The organism is Bacteroides sp. ZJ-18 (assembly GCF_011038705.2).
Lineage (GTDB): Bacteria > Bacteroidota > Bacteroidia > Bacteroidales > Bacteroidaceae > Bacteroides > Bacteroides hominis.
Map to the genome: position 1 here is coordinate 4,374,293 of NZ_CP072198.1, position 25,384 is coordinate 4,399,676.

The 25,384-nt window shown below is 44.8% G+C and carries 18 protein-coding genes; 9 read left to right on the forward strand and 9 right to left on the reverse strand.

Going from position 1 to position 25,384, the window contains the following annotated elements; genetic code table 11:
- Positions 1 to 165: 165 nt before the first annotated feature.
- Complete coding sequence (locus G7Y45_RS17700) at positions 166 to 1,431, forward strand: MFS transporter (protein ID WP_165015563.1); 1,266 nt, start codon at positions 166 to 168, stop codon at positions 1,429 to 1,431.
- Here the strand turns inward: G7Y45_RS17700 and G7Y45_RS17705 are convergent.
- From G7Y45_RS17705 to G7Y45_RS17730, 6 genes are all read right to left on the reverse strand, one after another.
- Positions 1,428 to 2,156 (reverse strand): nitroreductase family protein, encoded by a 729-nt coding sequence (locus G7Y45_RS17705; protein WP_165015561.1) that lies wholly within the window; start codon positions 2,154 to 2,156, stop codon positions 1,428 to 1,430. The two genes, G7Y45_RS17700 and G7Y45_RS17705, sit on opposite strands and share 4 nt — an antisense overlap.
- 2 nt (positions 2,157 to 2,158) lie before the next feature.
- A complete protein-coding gene (locus G7Y45_RS17710; RefSeq protein ID WP_165015558.1) occupies positions 2,159 to 2,869 on the reverse strand; it encodes a type 1 glutamine amidotransferase domain-containing protein in 711 nt (236 codons plus the stop codon).
- Positions 2,870 to 3,006: 137 nt separating this feature from the next.
- Positions 3,007 to 3,846: a patatin family protein gene (locus G7Y45_RS17715; RefSeq protein WP_005807747.1), complete on the reverse strand. Its 840-nt coding sequence runs from the start codon at positions 3,844 to 3,846 to the stop codon at positions 3,007 to 3,009.
- Between the two features lie 37 nt (positions 3,847 to 3,883).
- Entirely contained in the window at positions 3,884 to 6,073 is a 2,190-nt protein-coding gene (locus G7Y45_RS17720) for a cation:proton antiporter (protein ID WP_165015555.1), read from the reverse strand.
- Between the two features lie 375 nt (positions 6,074 to 6,448).
- Positions 6,449 to 6,775, reverse strand: a complete 327-nt coding sequence (locus tag G7Y45_RS17725) for a DUF4907 domain-containing protein (RefSeq protein WP_227560173.1) — start codon at positions 6,773 to 6,775, stop codon at positions 6,449 to 6,451.
- The gene (locus tag G7Y45_RS17730) at positions 6,762 to 7,814 is read right to left on the reverse strand and encodes a kelch repeat-containing protein (RefSeq protein ID WP_005821296.1); all 1,053 of its coding nucleotides are present in this window, start codon (positions 7,812 to 7,814) and stop codon (positions 6,762 to 6,764) included. Before G7Y45_RS17730 ends, G7Y45_RS17725 begins: the two co-directional genes overlap by 14 nt.
- Positions 7,815 to 8,009: 195 nt before the next feature.
- On the opposite strand from G7Y45_RS17730, the gene G7Y45_RS17735 reads away from it, so the two are divergent.
- Both G7Y45_RS17735 and G7Y45_RS17740 read left to right on the forward strand, forming a co-directional pair.
- Entirely contained in the window at positions 8,010 to 9,335 is a 1,326-nt protein-coding gene (locus tag G7Y45_RS17735) for a DUF4270 family protein (RefSeq protein ID WP_005821298.1), read from the forward strand.
- Positions 9,332 to 10,537, forward strand: a complete 1,206-nt coding sequence (locus tag G7Y45_RS17740) for a hypothetical protein (RefSeq protein WP_005821300.1) — start codon at positions 9,332 to 9,334, stop codon at positions 10,535 to 10,537. Before G7Y45_RS17735 ends, G7Y45_RS17740 begins: the two co-directional genes overlap by 4 nt.
- 1 nt (position 10,538) lies before the next feature.
- Here the strand turns inward: G7Y45_RS17740 and G7Y45_RS17745 are convergent, their stop codons facing one another.
- A complete protein-coding gene (locus tag G7Y45_RS17745; protein WP_005821302.1) occupies positions 10,539 to 10,997 on the reverse strand; it encodes a copper resistance protein NlpE in 459 nt (152 codons plus the stop codon).
- Positions 10,998 to 11,116: 119 nt separating this feature from the next.
- Here G7Y45_RS17745 and G7Y45_RS17750 point away from each other — a divergent pair, with 119 nt between their 5' ends.
- Complete coding sequence (locus G7Y45_RS17750) at positions 11,117 to 12,301, forward strand: aminopeptidase C (RefSeq protein ID WP_005780746.1); 1,185 nt, start codon at positions 11,117 to 11,119, stop codon at positions 12,299 to 12,301.
- Positions 12,302 to 12,392: 91 nt separating this feature from the next.
- On the opposite strand, the gene G7Y45_RS17755 is transcribed toward G7Y45_RS17750, so the two are convergent.
- The gene (locus G7Y45_RS17755; RefSeq protein WP_165015550.1) at positions 12,393 to 13,130 is read right to left on the reverse strand and encodes a LytTR family DNA-binding domain-containing protein; all 738 of its coding nucleotides are present in this window, start codon (positions 13,128 to 13,130) and stop codon (positions 12,393 to 12,395) included.
- Positions 13,127 to 14,248: a sensor histidine kinase gene (locus tag G7Y45_RS17760; protein WP_165015547.1), complete on the reverse strand. Its 1,122-nt coding sequence runs from the start codon at positions 14,246 to 14,248 to the stop codon at positions 13,127 to 13,129. The genes G7Y45_RS17755 and G7Y45_RS17760 overlap by 4 nt, the downstream gene beginning before the upstream one ends.
- A 233-nt stretch (positions 14,249 to 14,481) precedes the next feature.
- Here G7Y45_RS17760 and G7Y45_RS17765 point away from each other — a divergent pair, with 233 nt between their 5' ends.
- The 5 genes from G7Y45_RS17765 (at position 14,482) to G7Y45_RS17785 (ending at position 24,873) form a co-directional block, all read left to right on the forward strand.
- The gene (locus tag G7Y45_RS17765; protein WP_005780751.1) at positions 14,482 to 15,162 is read left to right on the forward strand and encodes a transporter; all 681 of its coding nucleotides are present in this window, start codon (positions 14,482 to 14,484) and stop codon (positions 15,160 to 15,162) included.
- 53 nt (positions 15,163 to 15,215) lie between these two features.
- Positions 15,216 to 18,440, forward strand: coding sequence for a SusC/RagA family TonB-linked outer membrane protein (locus G7Y45_RS20010; protein WP_165015544.1), 3,225 nt, complete (start codon positions 15,216 to 15,218; stop codon positions 18,438 to 18,440).
- A gap of 225 nt (positions 18,441 to 18,665) precedes the next feature.
- A complete protein-coding gene (locus G7Y45_RS17775) occupies positions 18,666 to 20,102 on the forward strand; it encodes a sialate O-acetylesterase (protein ID WP_032535634.1) in 1,437 nt (478 codons plus the stop codon).
- 17 nt (positions 20,103 to 20,119) lie between these two features.
- The gene (locus G7Y45_RS17780) at positions 20,120 to 22,930 is read left to right on the forward strand and encodes an NPCBM/NEW2 domain-containing protein (protein ID WP_165015540.1); all 2,811 of its coding nucleotides are present in this window, start codon (positions 20,120 to 20,122) and stop codon (positions 22,928 to 22,930) included.
- Positions 22,931 to 22,950: 20 nt separating this feature from the next.
- Positions 22,951 to 24,873 (forward strand): glycoside hydrolase family 97 protein, encoded by a 1,923-nt coding sequence (locus G7Y45_RS17785; RefSeq protein WP_165015537.1) that lies wholly within the window; start codon positions 22,951 to 22,953, stop codon positions 24,871 to 24,873.
- Positions 24,874 to 25,384: the final 511 nt, after the last annotated feature.

A 25,384-nucleotide genomic window follows, 5' to 3' on the forward strand; every position in this document is an offset into this window, starting at 1 on the left:
CCCCAAAAGTTTTGTGCCTAACTTTTTGGGGGCACTTCATATTTAGTTCGCTGCCAGAATGAAGAAGTCTTTCAAATTTCATTATAATATGGGTAAATAATATGTTTTTATTCAACTTTCAAAACGAAAGATTGTTTCCAAAACATGTAATCCAAATGATCTCTTATGAACCAAAAGCGTAATCAAACCAAGGTCGTAAACGTATTTACCGTATTTACGGTAATGCTGATATTGTATTTTATTGTAGGACTTTTCACCGTCATCAATCAACAGTTCCAGATACCGTTACAAACAGCTATGCTGCCCCATGATGGTAATATCACCAATGCATTGGTGACGATGCTGAATTTCTCATGGTTCCTTGCCTATCCCCTATCCGAAGGATTCGGGACACGATGGCTGGAAAAATACGGATACCGAAAAACGTCTTTTCTTGCCTTACTGATACTTATCGCCGGACTGGCGATCTATGAAGCAGCCGTGCTTTTCCATATATATACACCCATGCAGGTCACCATCATCGGCAACCCTATCTCTGTCGGCTTTTTCATTTTTCTGATCGGCTCTTTCGTGATCGGTGTAGCCGCCACGATCCTACAAGTAGTGCTCAATCTATATCTCACGGTTTGCCAGATTGGTAAAACGACGGCCTTGCAGCGGCAGATGATCGGTGGAACGAGCAACTCGATCGGCATGGCTATCGCTCCGTTGGTAATCAGTTATCTGATATTTCACGGAACACCCTTGCATGACATCGTGACGAAGCAATTTATTATCCCGCTGATCGTATTGATTCTGATCATGTTGATTGTCACCCTTTTTGTCGGCAGAATACAAATGCCTTCTATCGGCAATGTACTCCAAGCACCGGGAGAAAACCTCGATAAAAGCGTATGGTCATTCAGAAATCTCAAATTAGGGGTATGGGGAATTTTCTTCTATGTAGGCATCGAGGTTGCCGTCGGAGCCAATGTCAATATGTATGCATCCGAACTCGGAGGATCGTTCGCCTCAAATGCCACGCATATGGCCGCTTTATATTGGGGATTGCTGCTATTGGGACGCTTCTTAGGCTCCTTTATCAGGCGAATCCCTTCTGAAAAGCAATTGGTGACAGCCTCTATCGGGGCCATCATACTACTCGTGCTTGCGATGTTGACGGCCAATCCCTGGATCTTGACGTTGATAGGCTTTTTTCACTCTATCATGTGGCCGGCCATTTTTACATTGGCAACCGACAAACTGGGGAAATATACCACTAAGGCATCCGGAGTGCTGACAATGGGAGTCATCGGAGGAGGTATTATTCCTCTTCTGCAAGGAATCTTTGCCGATGTGATGGGTGGCAACTGGCTTTGGACATGGCTGTTGGTCATTGCCGGAGAAGCTTACATTTTGTATTATGGCCTAAACGGATACAAGCAACATTAAACTCTATGATAAACTTCATTAAACGGTACTCTGCCCCGTTCACCCCAGATTCCTTTATTTCCATCCCGTATTCCGCATGCAATCACCATATTCACCCCGGCACCATGAGGCAATTTCAACAGTTTCTTCATTTGTTTACTGTCAAAGCCCTCCAAGGGACAAGTATCATACCCTTCGTTGGCCATTGCAATCATAAATGTCTGAGCGGCAAGCGCACAAGATTTATGGACGACGACACGCATATCACCCTCGGAAACCTCACGCACAATAGGGCGGAAAAGGCCGATGGCTTTAGTCAATAAAACTCTCAAAAAACCCAGTATGCCAAAGAAGCGGGCATAAAGAAACGGCATTAACTTTCCATAATAGAGTTCTCTGTCCTTGATACGTTTTTCCTGACGCTCCCGGGGACTGTTTCGTCTGACGTTCCCTCTTTCAAAATCGAGTACAAACCTGGCCCTACTCCGATATAAATCCTGACGTGTAACAAAAACGATAATCTCTGAAGCTGTTGAAGTCGCAGTCTGGTCAAGACAGGCTTTGGATATCTTTGCCAGCAACTCCGGTTGCGTGACCTGATAAAACTCCCACAATTGCATATTTGAACTGTTGGGTGCCAACGTTGCCAGTTCCAGACAATGTTTCACCTTTTCCGGATCCAACTGTTTCTCTCTATCAAACACCCGTACAGAACGACGATAATTTAAGACTTCCTCTAAATTCATTTTTATCTGATCAAATTATTTTTCCCATTTAATTGTTGCATTACCACCTCCGCCATTTCTTTTGAACTGAACGGGTTTTGCCCCGTTATCAGATTATGGTCCACCACTACTTTTGAGGTCATCGGAATCAATGCTTTTTCGTAATCGGCTCCTCTCTTTTTCAACTCTGCTTCAAGATCAAAAGGTACCTCCTTCTTTCTCCCGGCAACACTTTCCTCAAACCAGGAAAATCCTGTGAGCCTTTTATCTTTTATAAGATACTCTCCGTTGGACAATTTGACATTCAAAAGCCCACTTACACCATGGCAGATCGCGGCTACTATTTTAGTATGCTCATAATGCTCCTTAATAATCGTCTGCAAAGTGGTATTATTAGGAAAATCATACATCGTACCATGTCCGCCCGCCAGATAGATACAATCAAACAGCTCTCCGGTAACCTCGTCCAAACTCTTCGCATGTCGCAACTCATTCCTAAATTCAGGATCATCCCAATACCCTTTCGTAAGTTTGTCTAAAACCATCGGCTTTAAACTTTCCGGATCAACAGGGACGTTGCCACCTTTGGGGCTTGCTATGATTATTTCATATCCCTTTTCTTCCGCACAATGATAGATGTGGGTCAACTCACTGAGCCACAACCCTGTTTCCAGATTTCCATCAGCATACATATCCGTTCCCGTTACAACAGCCAGCATTTTCAAAGTATCCATATATATTCTTTTTATAGTGACGTTATATAGGAACATGGCTGTAACTTACTTGTTACTTAACCAATCAGACTTTTAACTTTATTTTCAACCACTTGTGACCCGGCTTCTTAAAACATCCACATTCTTTGCCGGGAATATCAGCCAACTTCAAACTGCTGCTTCGCACATTCGTATCCTTCTTCATACAGATCGGTCAGTTTATGAATGTCACGTTCAATGCGATCGACAACAACCGGTTTCCGGGGCCGGATAACAGTTATATTTCCCTCTTCTTCCATACGCTCAACCATCTCCAATTGTTCGTTGTATACAGCACAACGCCTGCTCAACGCTTCACGTATCTTCGGATATTTACGATAAACAAAAGAGGGAACGCGGATGTCTTTATTCTCTTTCCGATAACCGCGGTTCCGGGTAAGGACAACCACATTGTTCCGATATCCATCGTCTATGGCACGTTGCAAAGGAATAGAGTCGACAATACCTCCGTCCAGCATGGGAATACCGTCTACATAAGCTATGGGGCAAACGAAAGGAAGGCTGCTGGAAGCACGGACAATGTCGATCACACGGTTTTTATCCTCTTTCTCCTCAAAATAATTAGCTTCTCCGGTCAGGCAATTGGTAGTCACCATCACATAACGCCCGGGAGAATTGAAGTATGCCTGATAATCGTATGGAAGTATATGCTCGGGAAACTCCGTAAAAAGGAGATCGAAGTCCAGAATATTCCGTTTCTTAAGCAGATGTTTCAGCCCGATATAATGATATTTTTCTAACAGGTCGATATTACTGTACTTGGCACGCCCACGCTGTCGGGACATATACGAAAGGCCGTTACAAGCCCCTGCAGACACCCCGATCGTATAAGGAAAACGAATATCATGGTCCATCAGATAGTCCAGTACCCCACAGGTAAACACTCCGCGCATACCTCCGCCTTCAAGCACCAGACCGGTTTGATTATCAATTGTCATCTTTCAGAATAATTAATCGTTAGAAATTAGTAGTACCTTAGTTTTTCTTAGGCCGCCGGATGACTAACAAGGAAGGAAAATCACGGAACACTTCTTCCTCTTCGGACAACTTCGTATAGGACAGGTGGCTCATCACAAGCAAGCCGTCCTTTGCTACCGAAGCCAGATCAACGGCGCTATTAAAGGATTGCGTTCGTATCCGGGAGGAATATTTGGCCAGTATCGACTCTGTAGACTGCCGGAAAGCCTCATCATCCGTATCGAAGAGGAAAAGATGTACCTGTGCGCCCCCCTCCAGCATACTCTCAAGATAAGTAAGCAGAAAAGCATCGATCACCCCACCCAACACAAAAGAGACGGGGACGTTTCCGCTATAACCACGGTTGACAAAAACGGCTACCGGACATTTCACCTGTTCCATCACATCATCTATCTTATCACGAAACAGAGAGAGCCATAACACTCCACTGCCTCCGGCAGCATCCGGTCTGTACTTACTTCCTGCTCCCAGCAGAAACATGTCAGGACGCTCTTTTCGTGCCAACCGAATCATATCCTGCACCAATTTATCGGTCACCCGGTAACGGTTTTCAACACTAAGTCCCAACTCGGAAGCTTTTTCGTCCACCAGCGAGAAACTATCACGGGCATATTGCTCTGCATTCAATGGGTTTAAGTCCGTCCCCACCGTAAAATGGGCAGCGACCACATGGGCAGCTTTCATCTTTTTTCCAAATAATAAGAAAAAAACGGAAAGCAGGCTGCGTCCCGACTCCGGTCGTCCAAAACAAAAGACCAACTTCAACTTAGCCGATAAACGTTCTTCGCGACGGGCAAAAATCTGTTCAACAAAATGCAGCAACGGGGTGGTCATGAAGGTAGTCACCAGAGCCATAATGACCAGGATTACAAAAATAGAAGGTGGAAGCACTCCCATTTCGTATCCGATGTTTAATGCGACCAACTCCATCAATCCCCGTGTATTCATCAGCGTACCGATAGTAAAACTGTCTTTCCACGACTCTCCCACCAAACGGGCGGCAACGGCGCAACCACCCAGCTTTCCTGCCACAGCAACCGTAATCAACAACAGGCAAACTCCCCAAAGCGCCGGACTGTTAATCAATCCGATCTCCGTACGCAACCCGGTAAAGGCAAAGAAAAGCGGAAGGAAAAAGACAAGAGCAATGTCTTCCACTTTTTCCATCATCACTTTACGGAATCCCAGGCTGGGAGGCATCACGACTCCTGCCATGAAGGCTCCGAACAGGGCATGAATACCGATAATCTCGGTAAGCGTAGAGGAAATAATCAAAATCAGCAGAATCAGGGCCACAAATGTTTTATTAATCACCTCCTGATTGGCATACACCTCTCCTACTTTCTTGAGAAACGGCCGTACCACCATAAACATGATTATGATATAAAGGGCAGTCAGCCCGATGGCATAAAGAGCGCTGGCAAATGTTCCGGCCTTGGCAATGGCTATGACTACAGCCAGCAAACACCAGGCAGTGACATCATCATTGGCAGCCGAAGCTATGGCCAAAGTTCCCAAAGGAGTTTTCGTCATATTCCGTTCCTGAATGATGCGGGCCAATACCGGGAAAGCGGTAATACTCATAGAGATACCGATGAAAAGGGCAAACGGCAGGAAACTTGTCTGGGCAGCGGCATATTCTTCATAAATCCAGTAAGATGCGACGATGCCGAGGAAGAACGGAACCAATATACCTGCATGGCTGATGACCAATGTTTCGTTGATCTTGTTTTTAAGTACACTGAAATCGAGTTCCATTCCGATCACAAACATGAAAAGTACCAGACCGACCTGGCTCAATAATTCAAGATTCGTAAGGGACTCCGGAGGGAACAGGGCCTGGAATACATCCGGAAAGAAATAGCCCAACACGGAAGGTCCCAACACAATTCCCGCCACAATCTCACCAATCACCCCCGGCTGCCCGATATGTTTAAACAGAAAACCAAAAAGCCTCACCATCAACAAAACAGCGATTATCTGTATCAACAATATACTTAACGGATGATGCAGGTTGTCGGTGACAAACTGACAAAACATAGCGAAAGGAGTCTCCTCCGCAACAGCTGATGATGCTACCACATGGTGTGAAAAACGGTCACCTTCCTCGATAGCCATGTAAATAAGTGCCCCGAAAAGGAGCAACATGATTACATAAATAAGATAATTTTTTTTGGCTCTCTGCATACAAGCATATTTTTGTGTGAAGTGTGTCTATGCAAAGATAAAACAAACCAAAAGAAAAAATAGTTTTAGAGCGGGTTTAAATATTGATTCATATAAAAAGGCACTGAAAAGAATATATGGACACTCTGTTTACTTTCCTTATTTCCGCTTCAAAGTTCCTGTTTGTCATCAGTAAAACGAAGATACAGAGGAATAAGAAAGAATAAAAGAGAAAGATAACCAACAGGAAAACAAGATTATAACAACACACAAAATTGATTTAAAACCAAAGGCTTGTTGATTTAAGAGGTAAAACCCGTTAGTTAAAAACCCAGAGGACTTTGGTTTTAAACTAACGGGAACATAGTTTCGAATGTATCCTAAAACACCTGTTCACTAATCGCCGGTAATTCCCTGCCCCTTCAGGTCGGCAGCCGATATTGTAAAATCATTTCCCTGCCTGATCCGTTCCAATACCAGGTTGCCTACTTTCCGGGCATCTTCTTCCAAAGCAAACCCTTTCCGCCCCGGAAGGGAAGGTATGTATGGTTGGCAGATCACTACCCGGTCGCCACAAAGAATCTGATAACCATATCCGTTCCCATTTTCTGTTTCAATTACTTTGAGACGATACGTACAAGCTTCATGCCGATCATAGAAAAAGAGGACTGAAACAGCGCAGGCAACGCATATCATACAAAGCAGCTTCTTATTCCTCTTCATATTCATAAGGTTTCAGTTCCCAGGTATCGTCAAAGTAAGAACTCGAACCACTGCCACCCGTCGCAACAATACCCCGGGTCCCGGTAGAGAAGCAAACAGCATGGATACGGGTACTTCCTTCAAACGCCGTCAGGTCGTCACCTTCCCAAAGATCGGTTGCCGGATCATAAATCCAATAATTCGAATAATAGCTTCCTCCGGCAGTGGAACCCAGAGTCAGATAAGCTTTTCCATCGATCACAAAACTGACTCCATAGGAACGGACAATAGATGTATAGTCATCATCGTAATCATCATCACTCGTATTGGCGATGTCTCTCAATTGTGTCCAAGGTGTAGCAGCGGAAGGGTCGAAGCACCAGAAGTCCGATACATCGGAATTATTGTTCTGCCCTCCGCAGACATAAGCTTTCCCGTCGATGACAAATGCCGTACCTCCCTGACGCTTTTGTCCTCCGAAACCGTTCACGATAGTCCATTGTGAACCGGCTGCGGCAGTAGGGTCGAAACGATAAAAGTCCTTCAGGTAATTATCGTTGTAACCGGTTCCCACATAACCATAATTATCAATCCCGAAGCCAAGGGCATAATAGCGGGCTCCTCCCTTGAAGTCGTCCATCTGCCTCCAACTATTCGTTTCCGGATTATACTCCCACGTATCGGACAGGTATTTCTGATCGGGATTGTATCCGGTAGTGACATACCCTTTGCTACCTACCGAGAAGCCGGTGGCAGCATTGCGGACCGTACCGGGCATATCGGCACGCTGAGTCCACCAGTCATTGTCGATATCATATTCCCAGGTATCGGCGAGCCGGGTCGTTTTTCCGTTATAGCCTCCGCAGATGTACCCTTTATTACCAATGGTGAAACCGGCAGCATCGGTCCGTGCTACCCCGTCAAAGTCCGAACGCCGGTACCATACTCCGGCCGTATAGGAAGCATCTTCCGTACAGGCACACAAACAAAAGAGTATGGCACAAAGCACCAATACTCCGGACGCGGACTTACTCGCTACAGTTTTTTCTATTCCAGTCATTCTTTTATTCTGTTTTTTAATCGTTAATTACTGACCGCAAATGTAGACGACATCAGTAAGGGTGAAAAAAAGGATCGACTAACAGGCACATTCTCTCTACCAACCAAAATGCAGTCGATAAATCATTCCGGTTAGTCGATAGTTTTTTAACAGGGAAGAGAAATCGACTTCTTTTGCGGCAAAATTATCCGATTAATGAAACAGAAAACCTTATCATTTTTATTCATCACTCTTTTAATATCCCTCCTTGCCTCTTGCCGGGACGAACTGTCGACAGTAGGAGGCAAATGGGTGGAAAGTTCCCTGCGGACGGTGCAGACCGATACTTGCACGGTCCGCATCAACACTATCCTTAGTGATTCTCTTGCCACATCGGGCGACACAGTCTGCCAGATAGGAACCATTGACGATCCTGTCTGGGGCAAAATAAAAACCGCTTTCTATGCAGAATATGACGTACCGGGAGTTTCATTCAGCGAAGACGCAGATTATGGTTTCGATTCCATTACCATCCGGTTCTACTCTTCGGGCAACTATCTGGGAGATACTCTGAATCCGCAACGCATCTCACTGCACAGCCTCTCAGAAAATCTGTCGCTGGACGAAGGATACTTGTATAGTAAATCGACAGTGGCTTACCACGCCACTCCCTTAGCTTCGTTCACCTTCACTCCCACTCCGGGCGAAACCACCCGGGAACACGAAATCCGCCTCCCCGACGAATGGGGACTCGAGTGGTTCGAACGTTTCCAAAACGGATCACGCGAGATGGAGTCACAAGAATACTTCCGCGACTATTTCAAAGGCATTGCATTCATTCCCGAAGAGGGAGGAAGTTGTATCAACGGTTTTATGGTGAATGATTCAAGCCTGTGCATCACACTTTATTATCACCAAACGAAAACAGACGCAACGGAACTGTCCGCCAGTTTCCCGGCCAACAGCGACTTGAGATTCAACCAAGTCAGTTGTGACCGTAGCCAGACAGCCCTCTCCTCCTTACAAAGCGGAATCAATAACGGGCTTCCTTCAGAAAAGTCCGACCACCAGGCCTACCTGCAAGGACTGACGGGAATGTATCTCAACATTGACTTCCCATTCCTCAATGACTTGCGAGCCGAAGGCAAACTGGTAACTATCGAAAGTGCGCTCCTCCGCCTTTACCCGGTAAAAGGGACGTATGGCGAACGGTATCCTCTCCCCGAATCGCTGACACTATATACAGCCGACGAAAACAATATAACGGAAGATGTCGTGACGGATATTTCAGGCAGTTCGGTACAAACCGGAAGTCTGGTAACGGACGAAATGATGGGAGAAGAGACCTATTACTCTTTCGATATTACCTCTTTCCTGCAAAGCAATCTGGGGACGGTGGGATACAACCGGAAAATCCTTCAGCTGATGCTTCCGGACAATTTGTTTTTCACCACCCTGAGTGGAGTCGTATTCGGAGATGCCGGCCATCCGGACAGTAGCCCCGTGAAACTAACCATACTTTATAAAACATATAACCCATGAAAAGACAGCTGATTCTACTGCTTACGCTTTGTCACTCTACCTTATTAATATATAGTCAGAACACAACCAACTCCCCTACATCCATGTTCGGCCTGGGCGAACTTTCGACCGGAGAAGGCGGACAGTACGCCGGACTGGGCGGAGCGGGAATCGCCCTGCAAAGCTATAACTTCCTGAATACTGCCAATCCTGCCTCACTTACCGCCATCGAAGGACAACGTTTCCTGATAGACACCGGACTGATGGGAGCATACAAAATCTACACCCAAACCGGAACAAACAATCATTCGGTAGTGGGAAACCTGAATAACCTCAGCATCGGTTGCCGTCTCACTCCCCATTGGTACGGGGCTGTATTTATGGCACCGGTCAGCAGTATGGGATACGCTATCACACTGGATCAGGACATCACGGGAAGCGGAAATTCCACCGTATCATCACTTTTTGAAGGAGAAGGGGGGCTATCTAAAATGGGTATCAGTACCGCCTACCGCCTTTTCAAAGGTTTCTCTGTCGGTGCCAATCTTTCGTACGTGACCGGAACCACCAAACAAACAGAGACTCAGGGAAGTCTCAGTGTGGAAGAGAGTTCTTACAAGCATGCTTTTTATGTCGATTTCGGCGTGCAATACAAGTTTTCCCTAAATAGGGACAAGTCCATTATAGCAGGGCTTGTATACGGGTACTCACAAGATCTGGCACAAGACAACAACCTGTCGGTGAGCAGTTCGTCGAGCAGCGAGTCGATTGATGAAAGCCAACGTTATGTGCGCCAATGCCTCCCGCAGTTTATCGGGGCGGGATTATCATACAATAGCCTCCGCTGGATGCTGACAACCGAATACAAATATACGGATTGGAGCCGCATGAAGTCTTCAAAAAGCAACGTCCGCTTCGAAAACCAACACCGGTTATCGGCAGGTATGGCCTACACAGCAGGCAATATCTACCGCAATCCGGTGAAACTGTTACTCGGAGCGGGCGTCAACAATTCATATATGGTCATCCAGAAGAAGAAAGCAACCAACTACTACATCAGTGCAGGAAGCAACTTCACTCTCTATAACGGAAATGTCCTCTCGTTAGGAGTGAAATACAGTGATCAACTCCATCTACCCAACAGTATGCAACGGGAACAAGGGCTGCTACTCTTCTTCAACTTTACCTTCTCGGAACGGACATACCGGGCGAAAATACAATAGACTAATCACGGAACACTTCTTCCTGCTTCAGAACGTAAGCATCAGCCAAAGCACCGGTAGCAGGTTGTTTCTCATTGTTCAGCATCACCAGGCTGCCCTCCTGCACCTTAAAGTAAGAGACTTCGCCTCCTTTTTCAGTAAGTGTCAGCAGATTGTCTTTTACCGTGAATGTGCCGGTTTCATCAAACTCGGCATCTTTGCGGTCAATGTAAAGCCAGTGATATGTATAAGTGCGGTCCTTTTTCAGGGTCAGAGTCAGTTCTATACCCGGACAATCGGCAGCCGGAATCGTACCTTTGTAAACTCCATAGTAATCGAGAGAGGTTTCGGCAGTGTGCATATCTACCACTTGTGTGGTATCGCTGCCTGCCGCAGACACATCGGCTTTCTTCACATTTGTACAACCTACAGCAGTTAAAGTGATGAATGCTGCTGCCATCCAATAAAGATTCTTTTTCATCGGTTTAAGTTTTTATAAATGAAACATTAAAATATGATAGCAAAGATAGGCGTTCATTTCCATATTTAAGGATATTCAGCTATCTTTGTCGCATAAATATTAATAAAAACGACATAATAATGAAAAAGACAATCCTCCTGGCCGCTTTAGGCTTGATCAGTCTGAGCGCATTGGGCAAAGACAAACCAAAAGAAGAAGGCTTCGTTTTCACGACAGTGAAAGAAAACCCGATTACATCCATCAAAAACCAGAATCGTTCAAGCACTTGCTGGAGCTTCTCGAGCCTCGGCTTCCTCGAATCGGAACTGCTCCGTACGGGAAAAGGCGAATACGATCTTTCTGAAATGTTCGTTGTACACCACACAATGGTTGACCGCGCCGTTAACTATGTCCGCTATCATGGCGACAGCTCCTTCTCTCCGGGCGGAAGCTTCTATGACATCATGTTCTGTATGAAGAACTACGGACTTGTTCCGCAAGAAGCTATGCCGGGAATCATGTATGGTGACTCACTGCCCGTTCACAACGAACTGGATGCAACAGCAGGAGCCTATGTTAACGCTATTGCCAAAGGTAATCTGAAGAAACTGACTCCCGTATGGAAAAAAGGTCTTTGCGCCATCTATGACACTTACCTCGGACAATGTCCGGAGAACTTCACTTACAAAGGTAAAGAATATACTCCGATGACTTTTGCACAATCTCTGGGTTTGAATCCGGACGACTATGTATCTCTGACTTCATACACACATCACCCCTTCTATTCACAGTTTGCCATCGAAATTCAGGACAACTGGCGCAACGGATTGTCATACAATCTGCCGCTTGACGAATTCATGGCTGTAATGGACAATGCTGTAAAGAACGGATACACGTTCGCATGGGGTAGTGACGTCAGCGAAGAAGGATTTACCCGTGACGGTATCGCCGTAATGCCGGACGCAGCCAAGGGTGCTGAACTGACAGGTTCGGATATGGCCCGCTGGACCGGAATGACCGCCGCCGACAAACGCAAAGAACTGACTTCAAAGCCACTGCCGGAAATTAAAGTTACTCAGGAAATGCGCCAGACGGCTTTCGATAACTGGGAAACAACCGATGACCACGGAATGATTATCTACGGTATCGCCAAAGATCAGAACGGAAAAGAATACTTTATGGTGAAAAACTCTTGGGGCACTAATAACAAGTACAAAGGTACCTGGTATGCTTCTAAAGCTTTCGTTGCTTACAAGACTATGAATATTCTGGTTCACAAAGATGCGCTTCCTAAAGATATCGCAAAGAAACTGGGAATCAAGTAAGAAACTACAAGTTACAGAGCCACGGGCTGTAGTCTGCAAGGTGTAATCCACTTGTAGATTACAGCCCGTTCTTATGGCTTGTAACCCGACCTTAACTGCTGATACAAATCTTGTTGATATATTCTGTAAACCTCTCCTTATAATTGTCGCCGACAGGTATGTATATATTCTTATTAAAAATGATGCGCAACCGTGAGACCTCCGTTATTTTCCGGAGATTGACGATATAGGAGCGATGTACCCTCATAAACATTTCTTGCGGCAGACGCTCTTCCAGTTTTCTCATACTCAGCAGAGTGACTACCGGCTTATCCGCCATATTCGTGTAAATGCGCACATACTCACTCATGCCTTCGATATAACAAATATCCGCCACATTGATACGGATAATCCTGGATTCGGACTTCACAAACAACGAACCGTCCCGTTCCAGCAAATCCGGTTCTGCCCCTCCCCCGTAATCCTGCAAATGATACTCAAACTGCCTGCGTGCTTTGTCCGCAGCCTTCAGGAGATCCTGAAACTCGAACGGCTTCAACAGATAGTCCACCGCATCCACTTTAAAACCTTCAACAGCATATTCCGGATAGGCGGTAGTAAACACAATCAGAGGTTTCACTACCAATGAACGCACCAGATCGAGTCCGTTCAGGTCCGGCATATGAATATCGGCGAACATCAAGTCAATTTCTTCTTCAGAAAGCACCTGCATGGCACCGAAAGCATCCTGACAGGAAGCAATTAGTTGCAGGAAAGGGACACGTGAAATATAACCTACCAATTGTTCAAGTGCCAACGGCTCGTCATCAATAGCAATGCATTTTATCATAACAGAGGAATGATTAATAAAACGTTAAAACTACCCTCGCGCTCGTTAATAGACAGGGTATAGTCCTGCCCGAACAAAAGCCTCAACCGCTTACGGACATTTTCCAATCCGATGCCATGATTCTGTTCACCGGATTTTCCCCAATTGCTGTTGGAACAGCGAAACGCAAGTTTCCCATCTTCTACAGTCATGGCAACCCGTATGAACGACTCTTTCTGATAACTCACTCCATGCTTAAACGCATTCTCTACAAAAGAGATAAAGAGTAAAGGCGGTATCTGTACTTTTGGTATTTCGCCGGGCATGTCGCACATGATGCAAACTTTATCGGTATAACGAAGCTTCATCAGGGTAATATAGTTATCGAGAAACTGTATCTCACGCGAAAGCAAAATCGTTTTATTACTTGCTTCATAAAGCACATAACGCATCAGTTTAGAGAGTTCGACAATGGTCTTCTTGGCTTTCCCGGCATCCATATCGACCAGTGCATGAATGTTGTTGAGCGTATTCATAAAAAAATGCGGATTGATCTGATACTTCAGATATTGCAATTCCGATTGCAGATGCTGGTGTTCCAACTCTTTCAGTGCCTCTTCATCCCGCATGGACTTGAATAGAAGCTTGATAGCCACATTGAACCCCACCACCAGCAAAGCCAGTGAGAAACGTCCAAAAAGATAGCCCGGCAAAGGATAAGGCCCCTGCCGGAGCGGATCCATCACTCGCTTGGGCATGGGTGGTTGAGACGAATGTTCTTCATAAATATAACCGGGAGGAACGGGCATCGGGTTGTTGAACTGCCTGTGCCTCGGCCGGCTGAAGGAGGGATATAAGAAAAAAAGCAGAACAATGACTCCTATCAATGAAAATGCATAGTACCAATATCGCTTCCGAAGCAACAATCGGGGGGCGAGTAAATAGTTGTTCACTACAAAAAGCAGAAAAAAGGGTAACGTCAACAGCCATGCCACCCGTATGGTCTGCCAGCTGAAAGTATGTATCGAACTAATGGATGAAAACAGATAGTCACCCACCAACGGTACGAAGGTGACAGTCAGCCAGATGACGAGATAAACCACCTGCTCCAGTAATTGCTGCTTATTAATCTGTTTCATTATGATAAAGTCTTTCTGAAGATTAGTCCACAAAAATACCCCCTTTTGTCCATACCCGACAAAAGAACTCGACAAAGAGGGACGTTTTGACGATAAAGCATGGTAAATCATGAACTTCCCTTTTCTCCGCCGGTGCATTTATTCGTTACCCTGAAAAGATCGATGCCCCTCAGCCACGAATTTTGCCAGTAATTACCTATCTTTGCAGCCCGAAAAAATAATCCGCCATTTTAATGAAGAAATTAGCCATACTTGCAGCTTTCATCTTTTGCCCCTTTGCCATACAGGCACAAGAAGTATTTATCAATGCCGACCTGGTAAGCAGTTACATCTGGCGTGGAATGAAGAATGGAAATGCTTCCGTACAGCCTACTCTCGGTGTAGAGTGGAAAGGATGGACCCTATCGGCATGGGGATCGACAGAATTCAGAAACGAGAATAATGAAATAGACCTTACGCTGGAGTATGAATATAAAAACCTCCAACTGTGCCTTAATAACTACTTTTACCAAAGTGAAGACGAACCATTCAACTATTTCCACTATACTCCCCGCACCACAGGTCACACCTTCGAAGCAGGAGCTGTCTATACCATTAGTGAAAGTTTCCCGTTATCGTTGGCCTGGTATACCACCTTTGCCGGAAACGATTACCGGGAAAATGAAAGACGTGCCTGGTCCAGTTATTGCGAACTCAGCTATCCATTCACTGTAAAGGGAGTAGACTTGGCTGTCGAAGCCGGGTTCACCCCATGGGAAGGAGAATACGCTGACAAATTTAATGTAGTTAATGTCGGGCTTTCGGCTACCAAAACATTGAATATTTCATCCGGATTCACTCCATCTGTTTTTGGTAAACTGATAGCTAATCCATACGAAAACCAACTCTATTTTGTTTTCGGAATAAGTTTGTAGACAATTGGCATTTCCATATTTCTTTGGGGCTGAAGGCTTCTTTACACCTGAATATGGACACCCGAAACGATCGCAAACCTTACTGGAAATGGGATAACGACAATGACAACATGGGTAATCTCTATAACGGACTATTACGCCGTGGTCTTTTTGCCCCCTATATCGATGGAAAACCCAACGGGACATTCCTGGCATGGCACCCCATGGAGGTTATTAACGGGAATAGCGGTTATAATAAAAAGCGTTATTCCAACTACGAGATAAATGTAGCTCTCCAATACGATATTCCTTTCATTAAAGGCTTAAGCCTGAAACTGTCATACAACCGGTATGAGCGGCATACTTTCATCAAACGTTTCAGTCGCCCCTACGACTTGTACGTATTTAAAACAACCGGCGTACACAATCATATCCCAACCAATGAAATTGATTATGTCAAAACCAGAGATGATGGAGACTTTCTGTATGAGAAATACAATAATGATAACAGTTATCAGTTGAACGCCATGGTTACCTACAACAAGACCTTCGGCAAACACGATATCAACGCATTGTTTGTATACGAACAGTATGAAGGTACTAACGACTGGCTGGACGGGCAACGAAATTATTTCATCTCCTCTGCCGTAGATCAAATATTCGCAGGTAGTTCCGATCCAAAGAATTCGACACTAAACGGAAGTGGTTCAGAAGGCGGACGTCTTTCGTATGTAGGCCGGCTGGGCTATACTTATGATAGTAAATACTTGCTGGAAGCCTCTTTCCGCTATGACGGTTCTGTCAATTTCGATCCAAAACACCGCTGGGGCTTCTTCCCTTCCGCATCTGTCGCCTGGCGTATTTCAGAAGAAAATTTCTTTAAAAACAACATCGGGTTTATAGACTACCTGAAACTTCGCGGATCAGTCGGTTTGCCAGGTAACGATGCTGTAGGCGGCTGGCAGTGGATGCAACGCTATAACCTCAACTCAGGCGTCTACTTCGGTTCGTTGAGCAACGGGGTATCAGCCAGTGTAATCCCCAATACAGAAATTACATGGAAAAAATCATTGGATATAGATTATGGATTTGATATGCAAATTCTACGTAATCGTCTGTCATTAAGTGTCGGTGGATTTTACAAACATACCTACGACATTTTAGGTGACCGCCTGGCCAGCCTGCCTTCTACTTTTGGTGGCACCATGCCCAAAGAAAACTATGCCACCATCGATACCAAAGGCTTCGAAATAGAGTTCTCATATAAGGATAAGATAGGGGACGATTTCAGTTACAACATAAGCGGAAACCTCGGATATGCAGTCAACGAACTAATTACCAAAGACGAAGCTGAAAATATTCGTCCTTACAAATCAGAGTTAGGATACAATACGGACCGCCAAATGGGCTATGTAGCTACAGACATTATCCGTACACAAACCGAACTCGATGCCCTGCCCGAAGGATATACCATCTTTGGTAAAAAGCCCGAATTGGGAATGTTGAACTATAAAGATATCAGAGGTGCCAACTCTGATGAACCGGATGGAAAGATCGATAGTAATGATCAGGAATGGGTAATCAAACACACCAAATCTCCAATCAATTACGGTTTCTCCGTAGGAGGATCATGGAAAGGACTGAGCGTCGACCTGTTCTTCCAGGGTGTAGCCGGTGGAAAACGTTTCTATGACAAACGTATAGAATGGGGTGGAATGGAAGAAACGTCATACGCATTCAGGGCAGACTACTGGACTCCTGAAAACACGGATGCCAAATATCCCGCAGCCGGATGGGATCAGGACGTAGCAGGTTATTCGGACGAGGCTTATGGAGAGACCGGTATATTGTACGAACAACTTACCACCAATTCCATAGATACTTGGAATTACAGCAGCATTCGTAACATTAATATCATGCTGAACAGCATTAAGACCGGCGATCTGGATGCAGAAACCAAAGCCTCCTTAAGGGCACAGGCTCTAGTGCTCAGGGCATGGCGGTATTTCCAGATGGTGCGCCAATATGGAGGCGTGCCGATGATCATGGAACCGCAGGCACTGACCGATGATTTGTATGTTACCCGCAACAAGACCTCAGAGTGTATCAATTTGATCATTCAGGATTTGGATGAAGCCATTCAAGATTTGCCATGGAAATGGACAGGCGATGACGAAGGACGTTTCAGCAAAGCCACAGCCATAGCACTAAAAGGTCGCATCTTGCTGTATTATGCCAGTCCGCAATTTAATCCGGAAAATAAAGCGGAACGCTGGGAAACAGCTTATGTCTATAACAAGAAGGCTGCCGAACAAATAGAAACGAACGGTTATGATTTGTATGAAAGCTATGAAAATATCTGGTTCGATGAAATGAATAAGGAAGTTTTGTTCGTGACGCGCTATCAAGAACCCGACATCGTACATCACTGGGATGCGGCAACCCGTCCGTTATCGGAAGCTCAGAATTATTCGGGAGCCAACCAACCCACTAAGGAAATGGTAGAATCTTACCAAATGATCACAGGCGTTCCTATCACAGAATCAGCAGATTATGATCCGCTTCATTTCTGGAGAAATCGTGATCCACGGTTTACCAGTACGATAGCCTACAACGGCTGCCTATGGGAACTTAGTGGCAAAAAAGACAGAATCCAATGGACTTACCAAGGCAGTTCCACCCTCAACCCCTCTGCCAGCGGATTCTACTGCCGGAAAGCCATCAACGTAAATTTCACCCCTTATGATACCGAAAGAAGTAGTACGGACTGGGTGGAAATACGCTTTGCCGAAGTGCTGATGAATTACGCCGAATGCGCTGCCGAAACTCAGAAATACGATGAAGCATATAGTGTATTGAAACGTATCCGTAAACGCGCCGGAATAACAGCCGGAGACAATAATATGTACGGATTAAAAGAAAACATGTCACACAATGAAATGATAGCCGCTATCATGCTGGAACGCAAGATAGAATTTGCCTATGAAGGAAAACGATATTGGGACTTACGCCGTCGGCGCATGTTTGCTTCCGAAATGAATGGAATCAAGCGCCATGGCCTTTTACCCAAACTAAAAGGATCTCCAACAGAATTTGATAATCTAAAAGATAAAGTAGATATAGAGAAAGACTATACCATTTATTTTAAAGACTCAATAGTGGTATTGGATCAGAAATATGAAATTGATTTTCAAGATAATTACTATTTTTATGCCATTCCTAACAAGCATCTGGAGCAAAACTCTAAATTGCAGCAGACACAAGGCTGGGATAATGGGACATTCAATCCTTACGAATAATATAGAATAAGATAACGGTAGACAAAAGACAGAGATGCCTTGAAAAAACATCTCTGTCTTTCTAAAAGGAGAATAAAGTCTCCGGTAAAAAGAAAATCATCCATCTTTTTTTTACAAAAGTACATTGATTTATATCATTCTATTCTCTTTCTTTACAAACGAATTTAAAGCAAAGCTGTTTGCTTTAATAATACCTTTATATATTCACCTTAGTAATATAGCATTATGAATGTTTCCAGAAGAATTGCATTTTTATCTTTAGTCCTATGCAGCAGCCTGATTATCAAAGGGCAAACTTCTACCCGGCTATCTTTGCCTGCCATCTTTTCGAATCATATCGTACTCCAGCAACAAAGTTCAGCCCCCATCTGGGGATGGGGAGAAGCCGGCACAAAAGTTAAAATAGTAGGAAGTTGGGCGCAAAAAGACACTATCGAGACTCTTATTGACGACTGCGGGCATTGGAAAACCCAAATACCCACCACCCAACATGGCGGTCCTTATACCCTACAACTATTTTCTAACAACATGAAAGGAAATAAAATCGAGTTGAAAGACGTTATGTTGGGAGAAGTATGGCTATGCAGCGGGCAGTCGAATATGGAATGGTGTCCCAATAACGGCATCCCCAATCAACAAGAGGAAATTGCGACAGCCATACACCCCAACCTTCGTTTTTTCAGCCTGAACAAGCAAGGTAGCCGAACCTTACAGGAAGACTGCTATGCGCAATGGGAAAAATGTACACCGGAAGTCATGCGACAACGAAGTGCTGTCGCCTATTTCTTCGGTAAGCACCTGCAACAGAAGCTGAATGTTCCGATAGGGTTGATCGTTTCAGCCTGGGGAGGAACTCCGGCAGAAGTATGGACACCACGAGAGGTAGTCATGGGCACCCCCCTAATAAAAGACGCGATCATTGACAAGACATATCCCTGGTGGCCGGTAGAGCCCGGTGTGCTTTATAACAGCATGATCCATCCCTTGATGCCTTACGACATAGCCGGAACAATATGGTACCAGGGTGAATCAAACAGAGACAACCCCTCTTCATACACGACATTGATAGAGAAAATGGTTGAAAGCTGGAGAAGTGGATTCGGCAAAGAATTTCCTTTTTACATGGTTCAAATAGCTCCATTCAACTACGGTTCAACCCATAACGGACCTGCGCTTATACGTGAAGCGCAAGAAGAGATAACACGCAAGGTTCGCAACACGGCGCTCGTCGTTATCACAGACAAAGGCGATCCGAAAACCATTCATCCGATTCAGAAACAAGAAGTAGGCGTACGATTAGCCAACATGGCGTTGGGCAAAAAGTACGGTTTACTGAAAGACGGATACGAAAGCCCCACCTTGGAACAAATGGTTGTTGACAAGAAAAAAGCCATACTTACTTTTAAACATGCCTCCAAAGGGTTGGTCTGTCCGGAGAAGGAAATCAGGGGACTGCTCATAGCCGGTGAAGACGGGCGCTTCGTAGAAGCCAAAGCGCAGATAAAAGGCAACAAGATAACGGTTTACTCACCGAAAGTAAAACATCCGGTAGCCGTCCGCTATTGCTTCGATGATGCCACTATCGGAAATTTATTCAATCAAGAAGGATTGCCTGTCGCTCCGTTCCGAACGGATAGTAACAAACGATGTAACAATCAATAAAAACACATTAAAATTATATGGATAAAAAAATATTACTTCTTATGGGTACTCTTTTCACATGCTTATGTGGACAAGCCCAGCACACCATCAAACTGTCCGAACTGGACTTATCTAAATTGTGGCAAGAATACGGAAAGGTACAAACCGGGAAATCGGTAAGCGGAGAACCAGCCACCATCCAAAGACAGACTTTTAAGGACGTGATAGGCACCCATGCCCAAAGTATCTTAAAAATAGATCTGCACGGCAATGCCACACGCTTTCATGCCCAAGTGGGAGTTGCCGATTCTCAGGTGGAGGTCTCAGACAAAAGCCTGACCATCCTTCCGTTAGTTAATGGAACGAAACTCTATTTCCGCAAAGAAGGAGATGACAAACAGTTCATAGGACTGGCCGGTAAAAGTGGAAAAATAGAAAATGGATCAGTTCGGTTCGTCTTGAAAGGCGACAACAAAGAACTTTACAATAGCGGCATTGTGCGTGGTAACGAGGCTCCCCAGTCCATTGATGTAAGCCTGAAGGGAGTTCGGGTTCTGGAATTGGCAGTAGAACCGACCAATGACGGCGCAAGCGGCGACAACGCTTTATGGATTGCGCCAACTATAGAATATCAATCCGATCGCCCATGCACCCTCGATGCCGGATATGCCGGAAAAGGTCCTGAAATGACAAAGACCATCTCCACTCTGTTGGCGAAAAAAATAAGTAAACTCCCTGTTTTATCCGAACCGGTTTCCAGTCAAACCAACTTTGACTGGCTGATCAGTTCCGAGAAGTCAAAAGCGGGCATTTACGCATCGGCAAATCAAAAGAGTATCATTGTGGCCAATCCGATGGTGTCACGCACTTTCCGGATATTCCCCAATCTGGCAACGACCAACTTCATCAACCGAATGACAGGAGAGAGTATGCTACGCGCTGTCAGCAGTGAAGGGAGTATACAAATTGATGGCAAGAAATGGATGATAGGCGGCTTGACCGGACAACCGGAACGAGGTTATTTAAAAGAAGAATGGATAGAAAAAATGACCACCATTCCCGAATCTTTCCTCATAGAAGACTTTGAAATACTCCCTATCAAAGAAGATATAAAATGGGCACGTAGCCGCTGGGCATTGAATAAGGAGGCGGCAACAGGCTGCGAAATCATATTCACTTTGCGTGGCGATAAGGAACTAAAGGATGTCACAGTGAAGCTCCATGTTTCCGTTTATGACAAGATTCCTGTTATTCGCAAACGTTTTGAATTAGTGAACCACTCTGTTCTTCCTGTCAATATCGATGCCTTTCAAGTGGAATACCTGGCCTTTTCCGAACCGGAATCTCCCGGAGGGGGCGATCCCACCAAATTCCTTTTACCCAATATTCACATAGAAAGTGATTACGCCTGCGGCGGAAGTTTTACTGAGAAAGAAACGGATATTACGGAAAAGTGGGTAACCGATCCTGCCTATACATCTCAGCGCAACTATATGTTACAAACCCCTTGCGTGCTGGATGTCTCTCCTCCGATAGGTCCCGACCAGCGTTTGCAACCCAACGGTACATTCCAGTCTTTCAGTGTATACGAAATGCCGTTCGACAGCTACGACCGGGAGCGCAAAGGCTTATTCACTCGGAAACTATACCGCACGATAGCACCGTGGAGCACAGAAAATCCAATCTTTATGCATCTCACTTCCACAGATCCGAAGGTGGTGTACCGTGCCATCGACCAATGTGCCGAAACAGGTTACGAAATGATTATCCTCAGCTTTGGCTCCGGACTGAATGCAGAAGATATTTCTAATGCCAATATAGCAAAATACAAAGCATTTGTGGATTACGCCCGTAGCAAGGGTATTGAAATGGGTTGCTACTCACTACTTGCCAGCCGCTGGATCAGTGATGAGACAGACGTTATCAATCCAAAGACAGGTAAACGTGGGGGCATGAGATTTGGTAGTTCTCCTTGCCTCAGTAGTGATTGGGGCTACGAATACTTCCGTAAGATAAAAATTTTCTTTGAAAAAACCGGCATGCGTTGTTTTGAGCACGATGGTTCTTATCCCGGAGACTTTTGTGCTTCCACTGCCCATACCCATCATAAAGGATTGGAGGACTCACAATGGAACCAATTCTATAAGATTACGGAGCTTTATCATTGGATGTGTGAGAACGGAATATACATCAATGTACCCGACTTTTACTTCCTGAACGGTTCTACTAAAGTAGGTATCGGCTATCGCGAAGCCAACTGGTCGCTTCCACGCGATCGTCAGCTGATCCATACCCGCCAGTTGAACTATGACTGTACATGGGAACGCATTCCTTCCTCACTTTGGAGCTTTGTCCCATTAGTAGAATATCAAGGAGGCGGATCGGCTGCCACATTAGAGCCGTTGAGCGAACACTTGTATGAGTATAAGACATTGATGTTTCAAAACTACGGTGCCGGTATACAAGCTTGCTACCGCGGCCCCCGCCTTTACGATACGGAAGAAACCAAGAAGGCAGTCGTGGAAGTGATTAACTGGTATAAAAAATACAGAAACATACTGAATAGCGACATTATCCATCTACGCAAACCCGATGCGCGCGATTGGGATGGCATCATGCATGCCAACCCTGCGGAAAAAGAAAAAGGGTTAGCCATGTTCTTCAATCCCACAGACAAAGAAATCATCCGCCGCATCCGGTTACCTTTATATTATACCGGCCTGACAAAAACCGCACAGATAAGAGAACAGGAGGGAACGCCCACTACCCATACCTTACAACGGGATTACTCAGTAGAACTGACTGTCAGAATTCCTGCCGGCGGATACACATGGTATGTCATTGAATAGCCACACATAAAAATTAATATATGAAAAGTAAACTAACAATTTTCTTATTCTCCCTCTGCTTTCCCGGTTTTGCCGGAGCCCAGCAGACAAAGATAAACCTCAGCACGGCAACCGGCCGACTCTGTTTCGAAGTAACCTATAAAGGCGAACCAACCATCAGTTCATCGCCCTTGGGCATGAACATTGACAATATAGATCTGGGTAAATCAGTCGAAATAAAGTCGGTCGAACAAACAGATGCGGAGTACAAAACGTATACAATAGAAAAAAAGGATGGGGACATTTATCACCTTGACATCCGCGAATTTGATAACGGAATAGCTTTAAGATACCGCATTCCATCTACAGGCAGCCGTTGTGTATATGGTGAAGAGACGTCTTTCACATTTCCAGCGGGAACCCGGGTATGGTACGCCAGCGGCCCTTTTCAATACGGATGGATACAAGCTTACCAGGATCGCACCACCGACAAGATAGAAAACGAGCTGTTGGCCCCTCCCGCCACTTTCCGTCTTCCCAACGGTACCTATGCTGCCATCACCGAGGCCAATCTGTTTAATTTTCACGGTGCAGTATTGTTTGGACATAAAAACAACAGGGTACAATTAGGCTATGTAGACAACAAAGGCCATCTGGAAACAGGAATAATCACAGGCATTCCGGCCAGTAAATACTGGCATGAAGAAGTACGCAACTCCCCCTGGATCGTCTCTCCCCGCAACGGTAGTAAGGAAATAATCACTCCCTGGCGTATCCTGATGTTATCGGAGAATCTGGATGGATTGGTTAATAATCGTATCATAGCCCAAGTATCAGACCAGCCGGAGCGTACACTTTTCCCCGAAGGAAAAGATACCCAATGGATTAAACCGGGACGTTCGGTTTTCACCTGGTTAGTGGAAGGAGAGAACAGGCTGAGCGTAGAGACTCACAAAAGATATGTTGACGGAGCAGCCGAGTTAGGTCTGGAATCTGTTGTGGTGGATGATGGCTGGGAACTTTGGCCGGAAACAGAGAAAAATACCAATGGACGTACCAAATGGGAATTACTCAAAGAGTTAGTCGATTATGCCCGCAGCAAAAACGTAGATATCTGGGTATGGCGGCCTTCTTCTCCAAGATATGGTAATAAATCCGATGTCGGCTTGCTGGATGAGGACGAACGCAACAATTTTATGAAAAGATGTGCGGAAATCGGTGTAAAAGGATTAAAAATAGATTTCTTCCACACAGAGAATCTATTTACAGTCAATTTTATGGAGAATATATTGAAAGATGCTGCTAAAGCACATCTGATGGTTATTTTCCATGGGGTGAATAAACCTACAGGCGATAGCTATACGTATCCCAACCTGTTGGCTAAAGAGGCTGTACGCGGTTTAGAGTCCGTAGGTGGAGAAAATAACTGGGCTCCAGGCCCACCGTGGCCTTATCACAATACGGTGTTACCCTTTACCCGCTGGCTGGCAGGTCCTGCCGACTATACCCCATTGAACTTCCGCCAATTCTGCCCTCCATCTGTCACTTTCACGCATCAATTGGCGAGTATCTACACGTTCACATCGCCCATGCTGATCTTTGCAGCCGACATGGAAGATATGCTGACATGTCCGGGACGTATGTTTATTGAAGAAGTACCAGTCGTCTGGGATCAGACAAAAATTCTAAAAGAAAGCCGGATAGGCGAATTGGCCGCATTATCCAGGAGAAAAGGGGATATATGGTATCTTTCCATCTTAAATGGAGAAAAGGCTGTTACCCAAGAAATCGAATTGGACTTTTTGCCCAAAGGCAACTACCGCATGACTTATGCATCCGATGACGGAGAAAACAGAAAAAAGATTGTGATAAACAATCGAAAAATAAAATCGGGTAAAACGCTAAAAATAAAATTATTATCGGGAGGAGGTTATTTAGCCAAATTTGAAAGAACCGACAAATAGCATAAAACTAATCCCCTGCAACACATTGTCAAAGAAATAATGTGATCTATCAACCTGCTTCTCCCCTCCTATTCCTTCAAGAACAAGAGGAGAGAAGCAAGATTAAAAACACTTCGTCCACTGTAAACAGAACACATTTAGCAGTTCAAACAGGATCGCCAGAGGAAAAAGAACACACAAATAGAACCAACATAACAAATATTGGACATTCAATCACAAAAATTTCGAATATTTCATCGAGATTCACACCTTCTTTCTTGTAACCGACAGATTGTTACAACATACAGAACCAGAATTCGATTCATCCCCCCACCTAACGCATATACACCTATTACACAACAGATTAGCTAAAGACAAAATAATAAAATACAGATTATTCCTAACAGAACTATAACCATATTAATCGGTTTTAAAGAAATACATTTTATGATGTATTAAAAAAGAACAGAATATTTTTTGTTTTTTAGATTAACAATGATGCAAATATAGCGATTATTTTAAAAATAGATAA